This is a genomic window from Streptococcus oralis, from assembly GCF_001578945.1.
GTDB classification, from domain to species: domain Bacteria; phylum Bacillota; class Bacilli; order Lactobacillales; family Streptococcaceae; genus Streptococcus; species Streptococcus oralis_Q.
The window spans coordinates 161,512-175,073 of sequence record NZ_KQ969550.1 but is presented as its reverse complement, the minus strand read 5'-3'; the positions used below and the strand labels follow the sequence as shown (position 1 = coordinate 175,073).

Below are 13,562 nucleotides of genomic sequence, written 5' to 3'. Positions count from 1 at the left end.
TCAGCAATTTCTGATAAGTGGTGCGACTAATCTCTTCTATTTTTAGCTTGGGGGCTAAGCGTCTGACCCACTGCAAGCTCATCTGATATTTTTGCAAAGTGACTCTTTGGACGGCCCCCTTCTTATAGGTTTCAATCCAATCCGCGTAAAACTGGTGAAATAACGAATGACTATGAAATGGTGCGGTAGACATATCCTTGTCCTCCTCTGTAAAAGTTGTATTGTGGTTTAGGATAGAACCACTTTCATTGTACTCCTTCCTTGAGATAGGAGCTGTTTTGAAGCCTTCTGATGTTCTCCATGGAATAAAGAAACCATCCCAGCTCGGAGAACTAGGATGGTGTGATGGACTAGTGGGAGTTAGGATTTCCTGTATCAAAAAATTGAAACAGAGCCATTCTTAAAACAGATCCCAGTTGGGATGAGCATGTTTTTTGACCTGGGTCATGTAAAAATGGATAGAGTGAGCCTCGGCTAGAAGACTTGCGAGCGTCGCGATGGCGATGACAAGAGTGGTGTTCGAAGCTAGCAACAAGGACAAGATATAGCTGACGAGTAGAATCGTCAGTTGAAGGGCGTAAAAACTGGTAGGATAGCGGAGGTAGTCCTTGTTGTAGCGACCATTGGCCAGAGTTGCCAGCTGCACTAGTCCAATTCCCAGATAAAAGGAAGTGGTGGCAAAGAGAGCATTGGCACTGGGATCCTGAAGGAAACTCATGGAAACGGTGATGAGGATAAGACCGATAAAGATCGGATAGTGGCTATAGATGAGAAAGACACCACCAGTATCTAGACCCTCGTCAATGGCATGGTCAAACTGCCCAAAGTAAAAGAGAAAGAGCAGAATCATGAGGATAAAGTAGAGAACGGAACTAAGAGAGAAGGTCTCAGGCGTGAAGAAATTCGCAAGTCCCATGACCATCTCGCCAAAGGTAATGATCACAAGGAGCGAAATCCGCTCGATCAGATGGGGGAAGTTGACACGAAAGGCATTGGGGGTCTGGTTCAGCGTCAGGGGCAGGAGAAAGGTTCCCAAAATCCCAATCAGAAAGACGGGGAAGGCCATAGCGAGGGGAAGGAGTGCCGCTAGATAAACACTGGCAAAGCGAAGCCCCGTGATCCAGAGGAAGCGTTTGAGAATGGGGCGGTCTTCTTGAGGATTGCTTTTACGAAGGTATTCTACCAAGTATTGGAAAAAGAGGGTGAAGGAGAGGGTTCCGACTGCCCAACTAAAAGGGTAGAAATAACCTTGCCAGTCTGCTATGATCATATTTGAAATCAGGAGCAGCATAGCCATGTTGATAAACATGATGACCATGTTAAAGAGGGAATTTTTCCCATAACGGTTGGTAAAGACGGTCTGGATCATCCAGCTATTGATCAGGATGATGAGGGTGATAAGAAAAGACAGGATGGACTCCCAGCCCAGCACTCCGTGATGGAGATGGTGGATGAGGGCTGTTGTTTTAGAAATAGCATAGACAAAAACGAGGTCGTAAAAGAGTTCACTGAACTCCACTCGCTTGTGCTTGATAAGTGACGACATGAAATTTCCTTTCTGAAAATAAAGATGGGATTACCAGTCAAAAAGAGCCTTGATGTAGATGGAAAATCGACAAGAGAAGGCTCCTTGATACTTGGTGTAAGTGCTGGTTGGAGAAGGTCTGGTAGCTCTGCTACTAACTGTGCGCTATTGGATTTTCGAGTTATACTCAATGAAAATCATTCGCAGCTTGCTTAAAGCAGGGCTTTAAGGTTGTCGATAGAACTGAGTAAGTTAGCGTAGTTTGAAGAGATTCTCAAGGGTATTAGTATTTGACAGGGATGGTTTTGATAACGCGAGCGGGATTTCCAGCAAGAACGACATTGTCACCAAAGGACTTGGTGATAACTGCTCCTGCGCCAGCGACAACATTGTCTCCGAGGGTGACCCCAGGAAGTACGATGACACCACCTCCAGCCCAGAAATTATCGCCAATGGTGATAGGTGCTCCGTACTCGACGCCCGAATTGCGCTCCTCAGGATCCAAGGGGTGAAGCGGGGTCAAAAATTGACAGTTGGGCCCGATCATGGCATTGGATCCGATAGTGATAGGACAGACATCCAGCATGGTCAAATTCCAGTTGGCATAAAAGTGTTCCCCGACATGGATATTGACGCCATAGTCGGTGCAAAAGCCTGTCTCCATATGGAGGTGTTGGCCGGTGCTTCCAAACCAAGATTTGATGATCTCGCTGCGCTTTTGAGCATCCTGCTCATTATTAAAGGCGTTTTGATGTTGGCGCGATTTCTGAGCTAGCTGTCGTAATTCTGGATCGCTAGGAAGGTAGAATTCTCCTGCGATCATTTTTTGATATTCTGATTTCATGCTTGCCTCCAGAGCTTTCTTACTATTTTACCAAAAAGATGAGTATTTTGTAAAAAAATGACTAGTGAGGGTCGGCTTGCTGTCGTCTGGCAAAGTCCACAAAGCGAAACTTCTCCAATTTGTGCCGGCTTTCGGTGAATTGAAATTGGCGCCCGTCTTGGAGATAGACCTTGGATTTGACAGAAACCACATAAGGGTCCTTGCCAATATCCATGAGAATCTTGTCGTGATCGCGGGCCTTATCAATGGTGATTTCCTTTTGAGCGTAGGCGATGACTAGTTTTAACTCCCCTTCTAGATAGGCGTAGATGGACTGCTCTGCAATGTCACGGCTAAGTCTGGGGATCAATTCCATATCCAGATAGTCGGTATCTAAAACGGAGACTTGGTCGTCAACGACCCGCTGGCGAACCACTTTCCAGACCATACGAAATTCTGGGAATCCTGTCAAGAGGGCCGTTTTTTTGTCAATGATGATCTTATCCAGGCTGACTACATTGGTTTTGGACTGGAGGCCCAGTTCTGTGACCAATTCTTGGTAGCTGGTCAGGTTGGAAACGGGGAAGTTGACGGTTTCTTCCTGGATAACCTGGGAACCTTGACCTCGGATCTTTCGGATGAGTCCCTCTTCTTGCAGATTTTTCAGCGCCTTACGAACGGTATCTCGACTGACGCCGTAGAGCGCCATCAACTCATGCTCGCTGGGAAGAAAGTTTCCAACAGGATAGGTTTCTGCTTGGATTTGCTGTTTGAGTTTATAAAAGATTTCTTGGTATTTTTTCATACAAATTCCTTTCTGGATTTGGATTTCCATCGATAAAAGGATAACTTGTTTTTATTTTACCATACAAGTGTCAAAAATTTCATCAAAAATAGGAGAATTTTATCCAAACAAGTTGCAGACAAGTTTGATATCGATTACAATAAAGCTATCAAGTCAATCACAGATTGACCATAAGGAGACTCAAATGGGAAAATTTGAACAAGAAGCTAAAGATTTGCTGCTGGCAATCGGAGGCAAGGAAAACATCACAGCAGTGAGCCACTGTGCGACACGCATGCGCTTTGTCCTAGGCGATGATAAAAAAGCCAATGTCAAGGCTATTGAAGCTATTCCAGCTGTTAAAGGAACCTTTACCAATGCAGGTCAGTTTCAGGTTATCATCGGAAATGACGTGCCACTTTTCTACAACGACTTTACGGCGGTTTCTGGGATCGAAGGGGTATCAAAAGAAGCAGCCAAGTCCGCTGCTAAGAGCAATCAAAATCCAATCCAACGGGTCATGACAACCTTGGCGGAAATCTTTACTCCGATCATTCCAGCCTTGATCGTTGGAGGGCTGATCCTTGGTTTTAGAAATGTCCTAGAGGGCGTGCACTGGTCTATGCTAGATGGCAAGACCATTACGGAAGTTTCGCAGTTCTGGGCAGGGATCAATCACTTCCTCTGGCTTCCAGGAGAAGCCATCTTCCAATTCTTGCCAGTAGGGATCACCTGGTCGGTGTCACGCAAGATGGGAACCAGCCAAATCTTGGGAATCGTGCTTGGGATTTGTTTGGTCTCGCCTCAGTTGCTCAATGCCTATGCCGTAGCATCGACGCCTGCTGAGGTGATTGCAGCGGATTGGGTTTGGAACTTTGGTGCCTTTACTATCAATCGAATCGGTTACCAAGCTCAGGTTATCCCAGCTCTTCTTGCAGGTTTGAGCTTGTCCTACCTCGAAATTTTCTGGCGCAAGCATATTCCGGAAGTGGTCTCCATGATTTTTGTACCCTTCTTGTCCCTGATTCCAGCCTTGATTTTGGCGCATACCGTTTTGGGACCGATTGGTTGGACTGTTGGACAAGGCCTATCAGCTGTCGTTCTTGCAGGCTTGACGGGTCCTGTTAAATGGCTCTTTGGTGCTATCTTTGGTGCTCTCTATGCGCCCTTTGTCATTACAGGTCTTCACCATATGACCAATGCCATTGATACGCAACTTATTGCTGATGCGGGCGGGACTGGTCTTTGGCCGATGATTGCCCTTTCTAATATCGCCCAAGGGTCAGCTGTTTTTGCCTATTATCTGATTCACCGCAAAAATGAACGTGAAGCACAGATTTCATTGCCAGCTACTATTTCAGCCTATCTCGGGGTGACCGAACCAGCCCTCTTTGGGGTCAATGTCAAGTACATCTATCCCTTCGTTGCAGGAATGATTGGATCTTCAATAGCAGGCCTCTTATCCGTTACCTTTAACGTCACTGCTGCCTCTATTGGTATCGGTGGACTTCCAGGAATCCTCTCCATCCAACCTCAATACATGCTGCCATTTGCAGGTGTCATGTTGGTTGCAATCGCAGTTCCAATGATTCTCACTATCTTCTTCCGTAAGGCTGGTCTCTTTACCAAGACAGAGGACGATACAGACCTTCAAGCAGAATTTGAAGCCCAGGAAGAGCCAGAATTTGCCAGTCACCATGAAGCTGCTAGTGCGGAAACTGTGAATATCTTGAGCCCTCTTGCTGGTCAAGTCAAAGCATTGAGCCAAGCGACAGACCCTGTTTTCTCATCCGGTGTCATGGGTCAAGGAGTGGTCATCGAGCCAAGTGAGGGTCGCTTGCTAGCACCAGTCAATGGAACGGTTACGGTGCTCTTTCCGACCAAACACGCGATCGGCATCCTTTCTGATCAAGGAGTAGAGCTTTTGATGCACATCGGCATGGATACCGTGAGCCTAGATGGCAAAGGTTTTGAAGCCCATGTTAGTCAAGGTGACAAAGTAACCCTTGGACAAGCTCTGATTAGCTTTGACATCGAGACGATTCACGCAGCTGGCTTGGTCGCAGAAACTCCAGTGATTGTCACCAATCAGGATGCCTTCCAAGTGGAGATCCAAGGAGATCTGCCACGCACCATCCAACAGGGTCAGGAACTCTTGAAGGGAACACGGATTTGATCCAGACACTTAGAGAATCATCGCACGACCGAATAGGAAGTGGTGAGGAATCTGCTAATGATGAAAATCAGATTCTCTTTTGGAAAAAATTAAAAAAAGCAAATCAACTAGTTGATACTCAATGAAAATCATCAGCAAACTAGGAAACTAGCCGCAGGTTGCTCAAAGCACTGCTTTGAGGTTGTGGATAGAACTGACGAAGTCAGTAACCATACCTACGGCAAGGCGACGTTGACATGGTTTGAAGAGATTTTCGAAGAGTATGAAACGAACTAGAACAAGCAACCGGGGGTGGTGGCGGAAGCCCTCCCCTTTTTAAAAAGGAAAACGAAGATGACATTTGATAAAACAAAGGTGGTCTACCAAATCTACCCAAAATCCTTTAAAGATACGACAGGAAATGGGGTGGGTGACCTCCGAGGCGTTACCGAGAAGATTCCCTATCTAGCAGAACTGGGCGTGGATATGATCTGGCTCAATCCTTTCTATCCTAGCCCCCAACGGGACAATGGCTACGATATTTCAGACTATACCGCTGTCAACCCGCCCTTTGGGGATATGGCAGATTTCGAAGAAATGATTCGGGTCGGAAAAGAGCACGGGATTGATTTCATGCTTGATATGGTGCTCAACCACTGTTCGATAGAGCACGAGTGGTTTCAAAAGGCTCTTGGAGGAGATCCCTATTACCAAGATTTTTTCTTTATCCAAGACCAACCAACCGACTGGGTCTCTAAGTTTGGAGGCTCTGCCTGGGCTCCCTTTGGCGATACAGGCAAGTACTATCTCCACCTCTTTGATGTGACCCAGGCAGATCTGAATTGGCGCAATCCCAATGTCCGCAAGGAATTGTTCAAGGTCGTCAATTTCTGGCGGGACAAGGGGGTCAAGGGATTCCGTTTTGACGTTATTAATTTGATTGGCAAGGACGAGGTGTTGCGGGATTGCCCTGAAAATGAAGGAAAATCAGCTTACACAGACAAGCCCATCGTTCATGACTATTTGCGGATGATGAATCAAGCCACCTTTGGATCCGACGATAGCTTTATGACAGTTGGGGAAATGTCGTCCACAACCATTGACAACTGCGTGCTCTATTCAGCTCCAGAACGTGAGGAATTGTCCATGGCCTTTAACTTCCACCACCTCAAGGTGGACTATGAAGACGGCCAGAAATGGACCCTTGCAGCTTTTGACTTTGAGGGACTCAAGCGTCTCTTTCACACTTGGGGCAAGGAAATGAGCGAGCGTGGTGGCTGGAGCGCCCTTTTCTGGAACAACCACGATCAGCCCCGGGCCCTTAACCGTTTTGTGGATATTCAAAATTTCCGTCAGGAAGGAGCTACTATGCTGGCTGCCAGCATTCATCTATCACGGGGAACTCCTTATATCTACATGGGAGAAGAAATCGGCATGGTTGACCCAGACTATGAGGGTATGAGTGACTATGTCGATGTGGAGTCGATCAATGCTTATCAATCGCTTCTGGAACAAGGAAAAACACCTGAAGAGGCCTTCAAGGTCATCCAAGCTAAATCCCGAGACAACTCCCGCACGCCCATGCAGTGGGATGCGTCTCTCCATGCAGGATTCTCCACAGGGACTCCCTGGCTAAAAGCAGGCAAGACCTATAAAGACATCAACGTTGATAAGGAAATGCAGGGTTCTATCTTCAACTTCTACAAAGAACTGATTCGCCTGCGCAAGGAATTGCCTCTCATCTCAGAAGGAAGCTACCTGCCAGCCCTAGAAGAGAGCGATCAGGTTTACGCCTTTGAGCGTCATTATGAAGGTCAAAAACTGCTGGTGCTCAATAATTTCTACGGTAGAGAAGTAGCAGTGACTCTCCCAGCCGACTACCAGAAGGGACAGGTGCTCCTCTCCAACTATCGAGGGACAGAAGTGGCAGAAACAGTCACACTCAAACCCTATCAAACCCTGGCCCTTTATACAAAGTAAAGAATGTCAAAGAGTCTGCTTTCAGGCTCTTTTTTTGAAACTTAACCAAATGAGCAGGAAAGGTCAAACTAGTCAGTCGGGGGACTTTGTGGTATAATGGATACAGATAGTACTCTTTCTAAAATCTCTTCAAACCACGTCAGCTCTATCTGCAACCTCAAAACAGTGTTTTGAGCAACCTGAGACTAGCTTCCTAGTTTGCTGATGATTTTCATTGAGTATAAAAAAGAAATAGGAGATACAAATGGATCTAATTTTAGCAATCGTTTTGATTATCGTGGCCTTCCTGGGTGGAGCCCTTGGAGGCATGTACTTGGTGCGTAAGCAAGTGGAAAAAGAATTTGCGGACAACCCACGACTTAATGCAGAAGCTGTTCGGGCTTTGCTGTCGGCTAATGGACAAAAACCAAGCGAAGCAAAAGTACAACAAGTCTACCACCAAATCATTCGCCAACAAAAGGCAGCCCTTGCAAATAGCAAGAAAAAATAAGCAAGGAACCATAAAAAAAGAGGAGGTTGGAGTGTCACTCCAACCCTATTTTTAGAAAGAAGAGCTTATGGATAATCGACCTATTGGATTTTTAGATTCGGGTGTGGGGGGACTGACGGTCGTCAGAGAGCTGATGAGACAGCTCCCTCATGAAGAAATTGTCTATATTGGTGATTCAGCCAGAGCACCCTACGGACCAAGACCAGCTGAGCAGATTCGGGAATACACCTGGCAGTTGGTCAACTTTCTCTTGACCAAGGATGTCAAGATGATTGTTTTTGCCTGCAATACAGCGACAGCTGTTGTTTGGGAAGAAATCAAGGAAGCCTTGGACATTCCTGTTTTAGGAGTGATCTTACCAGGCGCTTCGGCCGCTATTCAAGCCACCAAAGACGGGAAAATCGGCGTCATCGGAACTCCCATGACGGTTCAGTCAGATATTTACCGTGAAAAGATTCAGGATCTGGCACCGACCTTGCAGGTAGAGAGTCTGGCTTGTCCGAAGTTTGTGCCTTTGGTGGAGTCAGGGGCGCTTTCAACCAGCTTGACTAAAAAGGTGGTTTATGAGACCCTGCGTCCCTTGGTGGGGCGCGTGGATACCTTGGTTTTAGGCTGTACTCATTATCCGCTCCTTCGTCCTATCATCCAAAATGTCATGGGGCCTGAGGTCACCTTGATCGATAGCGGAGCGGAGTGCGTGCGGGATATTTCCGTCTTGCTCAATTATTTTGAGATCAATCGCAGTCGGAAAGATGTCACCTTGCATCACCGTTTTTACACTACAGCTAGCAGCCAGAGTTTTAAGGAAATCGCCGAGGAATGGCTGGAAAAAGACCTTCACGTGGAGCATGTAACATTATGACAAAGAAAATTTATGAATACAAGGATGAGCAGGATTGGTATGTTGGCGCTTATGAGATCTACGGGGGCTTTCATCAGCTACTAGAGGAGCCACTGGATTTGGATTTTGCTGCCTTGGGGAGGCTGTTTGGGACTGTGGAGACGGGTTTTCCCCTTTCCATCACCATTATGCGCTGGTCTTCCAACTATCGCCTCTTATCCTTTATCGCAGATATCCTCAACCAAGAAGCAGGTCGCAATCTAGAAGTCATCCAACGTCAGGGAGCTCTGCTCTTGATTGAAAATGGACAACTCCTGCATGTCGAATTGCCTAAAGAAGGCGTTGATGTAGAAGCCTTTTTTGAAACTAGCAAGGTCAGAGAAACCTTGTTGATCGCGACTCGCAACGAGGGCAAGACCAAGGAATTCCGTGCGATTTTTGATAAACTAGGCTACGATGTGGAAAATCTCAATGACTATCCAGACCTACCAGAAGTGGCTGAAACAGGTATGACCTTTGAAGAAAATGCTCGACTTAAAGCAGAAACTATTTCCCAATTAACGGGCAAGATGGTTTTGGCAGATGACTCAGGTCTCAAGGTCGATGTCCTGGGCGGCCTTCCAGGTGTCTGGTCAGCTCGTTTCGCAGGAGTCGGAGCGACAGACCGTGAAAATAATGCCAAACTTTTGCATGAATTGGCCATGGTCTTTGAACTCAAGGATCGCTCGGCGCAGTTTCATACAACCTTGGTCGTGGCGAGTCCAAACAAGGAAAGCTTGGTGGTTGAAGCTGACTGGCCAGGTTATATCAACTTTGAGCCCAAGGGCGAAAATGGCTTTGGCTATGATCCCCTCTTTCTCGTGGGAGAGACAGGCAAGTCAGCAGCCGAATTAACCCTTGAAGAAAAAAATAGCCAATCCCACCGTGCACTTGCGGTGAAAAAATTATTGGAGGTATTTCCATCATGGCAAAGCAAACCATCATTGTAATGAGTGATTCCCACGGAGATAGCTTGATTGTGGAAGAAATCCGTGACCGCTATCTGGGTAAAGTTGATGCCATTTTTCACGATGGTGACTCAGAACTCCGTCCAGACTCTCCGCTCTGGGAAGGCATCCATGTCGTCAAAGGAAACATGGACTTTTATGCTGGTTACCCAGAACGTTTGGTAACTCAACTTGGTCCGACCAAGATCATCCAGACGCATGGACACTTGTTTGATATCAATTTCAACTTTCAAAAGTTGGACTACTGGGCTCAGGAAGAAGATGCCGATATCTGTCTCTATGGTCACTTGCATGTGCCAAATGCTTGGATGGAAGGAAAGACTCTCTTTCTAAATCCTGGTTCTATCAGCCAACCACGAGGAACCATCAGGGAATGCCTCTATGCCCGTGTGGAGATTGATGACAGCTATTTCAAAGTAGACTTTTTGACACGTGATCATGAGGTTTATCCAGGCTTGTCCAAGGAGTTTGCTCGATGATTGCCAAGGAATTTGAAGCATTTTTATTGGAGCAGGAAGAGACTTTTCTTACCCCTGCTGAGAATCTAGCAGCCTTGATTGATACCCATAATGCTGACCATGCGATTTTAGTGCTGAGCCAAATCACCTATACCCGTATCCCTGTTGTGACCTTTGACAAACGCTTTGTCGGAACCATTGGCCTGAGAGACATTTTGGCTTATCAAATGGAGCAAGGTTTGACGGATGAGCAGATGGCAACGACAGATATCGTCAATATGACCAAGACAGATGTGGCAGTTGTCGCTCCAGACTATAACATCACTGAAGTCCTCCATAAACTGGTGGATGAACCCTTCTTGCCAGTCGTAGATGGTGAAGGACTTTTCCAAGGAATCATTACGCGCAAGTCTATCCTCAAGGCCGTCAATGCCCTTTTGCATGACTTTAGTAAGGAATATGAGATTCGATGCAAATGAGAGAGAGGATTTCAGACTTTTTAGAGGGAAAGCAGGGTTTGTCTGCCAATTCCAAGCAGTCCTATAAGTATGATCTGGAGCAATTTTTAGACATTGTAGGTGAGCGGATCTCTGAGACCAGTCTCAAGATTTACCAAGCCCAGCAAGCCAATCTAAAAATCAGCGCCCAGAAGCGAAAACTTTCAGCCTGTAACCAATTTCTCTATTTTCTCTATCAAAAAGGAGAAGTGGACATCTTTTATCGTTTGGAATTAGCTAAGCAAGCTGAAAAGAAGACTGAAAAGCCAGAGATTCTAGACCTAGACTCTTTTTGGCAGGAAAGTAATTATCCAGAGGGCCGCTTACTAGCGCTTCTTATCTTGGAAATGGGCTTGTTACCGAGTGAGATTTTAGTTCTCAAGGTTGCGGATATCAATCTGGATTTTCAGGTGTTGCGAATCAACAAGGCTTCCCAACAGAGGATTGTCACCATTCCTACGCCCTTGATTCCAGAGCTAGAACCCTTGATGGGGCAGACCTATCTCTTTGAAAGGGGAGGGAAAGCCTATTCTCGTCAGTGGGCCTTTCGTCAGCTGGAGTCCTTTGTCAAGGAGAAAGGTTTTCCAGCCTTATCCGCCCAAGCCTTGCGGGAACAGTTCATTCTAAGACAGATTGAAAACAAGGTCGATTTGTACGAAATTGCAAAAAAACTAGGATTAAAAACAGTCCTGACCTTAGAAAAATATAGATAATGGATATTAAATTAAAAGATTTTGAAGGGCCTCTGGATTTGCTCTTGCACTTGGTTTCTAAGTACCAGATGGATATTTACGATGTGCCCATTACGGAAGTTATCGAACAGTACCTAGCCTATGTCTCAACTCTGCAGGCCATGCGTCTGGAAGTGACGGGCGAGTATATGGTCATGGCCAGTCAGCTGATGCTGATCAAGAGCCGCAAGCTTCTTCCAAAGGTAGCAGAAGTGACAGACTTGGAGGATGATCTAGAGCAGGATCTTCTCTCTCAAATCGAAGAATACCGCAAGTTCAAGCTCTTGGGTGAGCACTTGGAGGCTAAGCACCAAAATCGGGCCCAGTACTATTCCAAAGCGCCAACAGAGTTGATTTACGAGGATGCGGAGCTTGTACATGACAAGACGACCATTGACCTCTTTTTGGCTTTTTCAAATATCCTAGCCAAGAAAAAAGAGGAGTTCGCACAGAATCACACGACCATCTTGCGGGATGAGTATAAGATTGAGGACATGATGGTCATCGTAAAAGAGTCCTTGACTGGACGAGATCAGTTGCGCTTGCAGGATTTGTTCAAGGAAGCCCAGAATGTCCAAGAGGTTATTACCCTCTTTTTGGCAACCCTAGAGTTAATCAAAACTCAGGAACTGATCCTCGTGCAAGAGGAGAGTTTCGGAGATATCTATCTCATGGAAAAGAAGGAAGAAAATCAAGAGGCATAAAGCTAGACTTGATAGAGAGAAAAGATGAGTACTTTAGCAGAAATAGAAGCGCTCTTGTTTGTGGCAGGTGAAGATGGGATTCGGGTCCGCCAGTTGGCTGAACTCCTATCACTTCCACCGACAGGCATCCAACAGAGTTTAGAAAAATTAGCCCAGAAGTATGAAAAAGATCAAGAGTCGGGCTTATCTCTGATTGAGACAGGTGGCGCATACAGATTGGTCACCAAGCCTCAATTTGCAGCGATTTTGAAGGAATACTCCAAGGCACCCATCAACCAAAGTCTGTCTCGGGCTGCCCTTGAGACCTTGTCCATCATTGCCTACAAGCAACCGATTACCCGAATAGAGATTGATGCCATTCGTGGGGTTAATTCTAGTGGAGCTCTAGCTAAGCTACAAGCTTTTGAATTGATAAGAGAAGATGGGAAAAAGGAAGTGTTGGGTCGCCCCAACCTCTATGTGACTACGGATTATTTCCTAGATTATATGGGTATTAACCATTTGGAAGAACTGCCAGTGATTGATGAGCTTGAGATTCAAGCCCAAGAAAGCCAATTATTTGGTGAAAGGATAGAAGAAGATGAGAATCAATAAATATATTGCCCACGCAGGTGTGGCCAGTAGGAGAAAAGCAGAGGAGCTGATCAAGCAAGGCTTGGTGACGGTCAACGGCCAAGTGGTACGTGAACTCGCAACGACCATCAAATCTGGTGACAAGGTTGAAGTTGAAGGTCAACCCATCTACAACGAAGAAAAAGTCTACTATCTGCTTAACAAACCACGTGGTGTGATTTCCAGTGTGACAGATGACAAGGGTCGCAAGACGGTTGTGGATCTCTTGCCCAATGTCAAAGAACGCATTTACCCAGTTGGACGTTTGGACTGGGATACTTCAGGCGCCTTGATTTTAACCAATGATGGGGACTTTACAGATGAGATGATTCACCCCCGTAATGAGATTGACAAGGTCTATGTCGCGCGTGTTAAAGGTGTGGCCAACAAAGAAAATCTCCGCCCCTTGACCCGTGGTCTTGAGATTGATGGCAAGAAAACCAAGCCAGCTGTTTATGAGATTCTCAAAGTGGATTCAGTCAAAAACCGCTCAGTGGTACAGTTGACCATCCATGAAGGGCGTAATCATCAGGTTAAAAAGATGTTTGAAGCTGTCGGTCTTCGAGTGGATAAGTTGTCACGGACACGTTTTGGACACCTAGACTTGACTGGTCTCCGTCCAGGTGAAGCCCGTCGCCTCAATAAAAAAGAAATCAGCCAACTACACACCATGGCTGTAACCAAGAAATAATGAAACGAATCTTAATAGCGCCAGTACGTTTTTACCAACGTTTTATCTCACCAGCCTTTCCCCCCTCTTGTCGCTTTGAGCCGACTTGTTCCAACTACATGATTCAGGCCATTGAAAAACATGGCTTCAAGGGTGTTCTGATGGGCTTGGCTCGGATTTTACGTTGCCATCCCTGGTCGAAAACAGGCCAGGACCCCGTCCCAGACCACTTTTCCCTCAGACGAAATCGAGAAGAAAAATAAACCCAACATCAGGCACTGCACC

At 46.2% G+C, this 13,562-nt stretch carries 15 protein-coding genes and 1 pseudogene; 12 read left to right on the top strand and 4 right to left on the bottom strand.

The annotated features are described in order from the left end of the window. The 4 genes and pseudogenes from SORDD16_RS11485 to treR form a co-directional block, all read right to left on the bottom strand. Positions 1–193 (bottom strand): annotated as a pseudogene (locus SORDD16_RS11485) (site-specific integrase); the annotation flags it as partial. Between the two features lie 207 nt (positions 194–400). Beyond that, positions 401–1,546, bottom strand: coding sequence for a low temperature requirement protein A (locus tag SORDD16_RS00815; protein ID WP_061451973.1), 1,146 nt, complete (start codon positions 1,544–1,546; stop codon positions 401–403). 262 nt (positions 1,547–1,808) lie between these two features. Then, entirely contained in the window at positions 1,809–2,369 is a 561-nt protein-coding gene (locus tag SORDD16_RS00810; protein WP_061419908.1) for a sugar O-acetyltransferase, read from the bottom strand. A gap of 61 nt (positions 2,370–2,430) precedes the next feature. Beyond that, complete coding sequence (treR, locus tag SORDD16_RS00805; protein WP_061451972.1) at positions 2,431–3,153, bottom strand: trehalose operon repressor; 723 nt, start codon at positions 3,151–3,153, stop codon at positions 2,431–2,433. A gap of 184 nt (positions 3,154–3,337) precedes the next feature. Here treR and treP point away from each other — a divergent pair, with 184 nt between their 5' ends. The 12 genes from treP (at position 3,338) to yidD (ending at position 13,540) form a co-directional block, all read left to right on the top strand. Next, complete coding sequence (treP, locus tag SORDD16_RS00800; RefSeq protein ID WP_061451971.1) at positions 3,338–5,308, top strand: PTS system trehalose-specific EIIBC component; 1,971 nt, start codon at positions 3,338–3,340, stop codon at positions 5,306–5,308. Between the two features lie 333 nt (positions 5,309–5,641). Further along, complete coding sequence (treC, locus tag SORDD16_RS00790; RefSeq protein WP_061451970.1) at positions 5,642–7,267, top strand: alpha,alpha-phosphotrehalase; 1,626 nt, start codon at positions 5,642–5,644, stop codon at positions 7,265–7,267. A gap of 244 nt (positions 7,268–7,511) precedes the next feature. Continuing rightward, positions 7,512–7,757 (top strand): YneF family protein, encoded by a 246-nt coding sequence (locus SORDD16_RS00785; protein ID WP_061415844.1) that lies wholly within the window; start codon positions 7,512–7,514, stop codon positions 7,755–7,757. Between the two features lie 67 nt (positions 7,758–7,824). Further along, entirely contained in the window at positions 7,825–8,619 is a 795-nt protein-coding gene (gene racE / locus SORDD16_RS00780) for a glutamate racemase (protein ID WP_061451969.1), read from the top strand. Next, positions 8,616–9,587: a nucleoside-triphosphate diphosphatase gene (locus tag SORDD16_RS00775; protein WP_061451968.1), complete on the top strand. Its 972-nt coding sequence runs from the start codon at positions 8,616–8,618 to the stop codon at positions 9,585–9,587. The genes racE and SORDD16_RS00775 overlap by 4 nt, the downstream gene beginning before the upstream one ends. Further along, positions 9,563–10,084: a metallophosphoesterase gene (locus SORDD16_RS00770; RefSeq protein ID WP_001118939.1), complete on the top strand. Its 522-nt coding sequence runs from the start codon at positions 9,563–9,565 to the stop codon at positions 10,082–10,084. Before SORDD16_RS00775 ends, SORDD16_RS00770 begins: the two co-directional genes overlap by 25 nt. Beyond that, a complete protein-coding gene (gene cbpB / locus SORDD16_RS00765; protein WP_061451967.1) occupies positions 10,081–10,542 on the top strand; it encodes a cyclic-di-AMP-binding protein CbpB in 462 nt (153 codons plus the stop codon). The genes SORDD16_RS00770 and cbpB overlap by 4 nt, the downstream gene beginning before the upstream one ends. Then, positions 10,539–11,273: a site-specific tyrosine recombinase XerD gene (xerD, locus tag SORDD16_RS00760; RefSeq protein ID WP_277730370.1), complete on the top strand. Its 735-nt coding sequence runs from the start codon at positions 10,539–10,541 to the stop codon at positions 11,271–11,273. Before cbpB ends, xerD begins: the two co-directional genes overlap by 4 nt. Beyond that, positions 11,273–11,995: a segregation/condensation protein A gene (locus SORDD16_RS00755; RefSeq protein ID WP_061451965.1), complete on the top strand. Its 723-nt coding sequence runs from the start codon at positions 11,273–11,275 to the stop codon at positions 11,993–11,995. The genes xerD and SORDD16_RS00755 overlap by 1 nt, the downstream gene beginning before the upstream one ends. 24 nt (positions 11,996–12,019) lie before the next feature. Beyond that, positions 12,020–12,589 (top strand): SMC-Scp complex subunit ScpB, encoded by a 570-nt coding sequence (scpB, locus tag SORDD16_RS00750; RefSeq protein ID WP_061451964.1) that lies wholly within the window; start codon positions 12,020–12,022, stop codon positions 12,587–12,589. Further along, a complete protein-coding gene (locus SORDD16_RS00745; protein ID WP_061451963.1) occupies positions 12,576–13,298 on the top strand; it encodes a pseudouridine synthase in 723 nt (240 codons plus the stop codon). The genes scpB and SORDD16_RS00745 overlap by 14 nt, the downstream gene beginning before the upstream one ends. Then, the gene (gene yidD, locus SORDD16_RS00740) at positions 13,298–13,540 is read left to right on the top strand and encodes a membrane protein insertion efficiency factor YidD (RefSeq protein ID WP_061451962.1); all 243 of its coding nucleotides are present in this window, start codon (positions 13,298–13,300) and stop codon (positions 13,538–13,540) included. The genes SORDD16_RS00745 and yidD overlap by 1 nt, the downstream gene beginning before the upstream one ends. The last annotated feature ends 22 nt before the right edge of the window (positions 13,541–13,562 follow it).

Coding starts and splice junctions, on each gene's coding strand:
- SORDD16_RS00775 (WP_061451968.1), top strand. CDS start 8,616: ATGACAAAGAAAATTTATGAATACAAGGATGAGCAGGATTGGTATGTT.
- SORDD16_RS00810 (WP_061419908.1), bottom strand. CDS start 2,369: ATGAAATCAGAATATCAAAAAATGATCGCAGGAGAATTCTACCTTCCT.
- SORDD16_RS00745 (WP_061451963.1), top strand. CDS start 12,576: ATGAGAATCAATAAATATATTGCCCACGCAGGTGTGGCCAGTAGGAGA.
- yidD (WP_061451962.1), top strand. CDS start 13,298: ATGAAACGAATCTTAATAGCGCCAGTACGTTTTTACCAACGTTTTATC.
- SORDD16_RS00755 (WP_061451965.1), top strand. CDS start 11,273: ATGGATATTAAATTAAAAGATTTTGAAGGGCCTCTGGATTTGCTCTTG.
- xerD (WP_277730370.1), top strand. CDS start 10,539: ATGAGAGAGAGGATTTCAGACTTTTTAGAGGGAAAGCAGGGTTTGTCT.
- SORDD16_RS00770 (WP_001118939.1), top strand. CDS start 9,563: ATGGCAAAGCAAACCATCATTGTAATGAGTGATTCCCACGGAGATAGC.
- treR (WP_061451972.1), bottom strand. CDS start 3,153: ATGAAAAAATACCAAGAAATCTTTTATAAACTCAAACAGCAAATCCAA.
- treC (WP_061451970.1), top strand. CDS start 5,642: ATGACATTTGATAAAACAAAGGTGGTCTACCAAATCTACCCAAAATCC.
- cbpB (WP_061451967.1), top strand. CDS start 10,081: ATGATTGCCAAGGAATTTGAAGCATTTTTATTGGAGCAGGAAGAGACT.
- SORDD16_RS00785 (WP_061415844.1), top strand. CDS start 7,512: ATGGATCTAATTTTAGCAATCGTTTTGATTATCGTGGCCTTCCTGGGT.
- SORDD16_RS00815 (WP_061451973.1), bottom strand. CDS start 1,546: ATGTCGTCACTTATCAAGCACAAGCGAGTGGAGTTCAGTGAACTCTTT.
- scpB (WP_061451964.1), top strand. CDS start 12,020: ATGAGTACTTTAGCAGAAATAGAAGCGCTCTTGTTTGTGGCAGGTGAA.
- racE (WP_061451969.1), top strand. CDS start 7,825: ATGGATAATCGACCTATTGGATTTTTAGATTCGGGTGTGGGGGGACTG.
- treP (WP_061451971.1), top strand. CDS start 3,338: ATGGGAAAATTTGAACAAGAAGCTAAAGATTTGCTGCTGGCAATCGGA.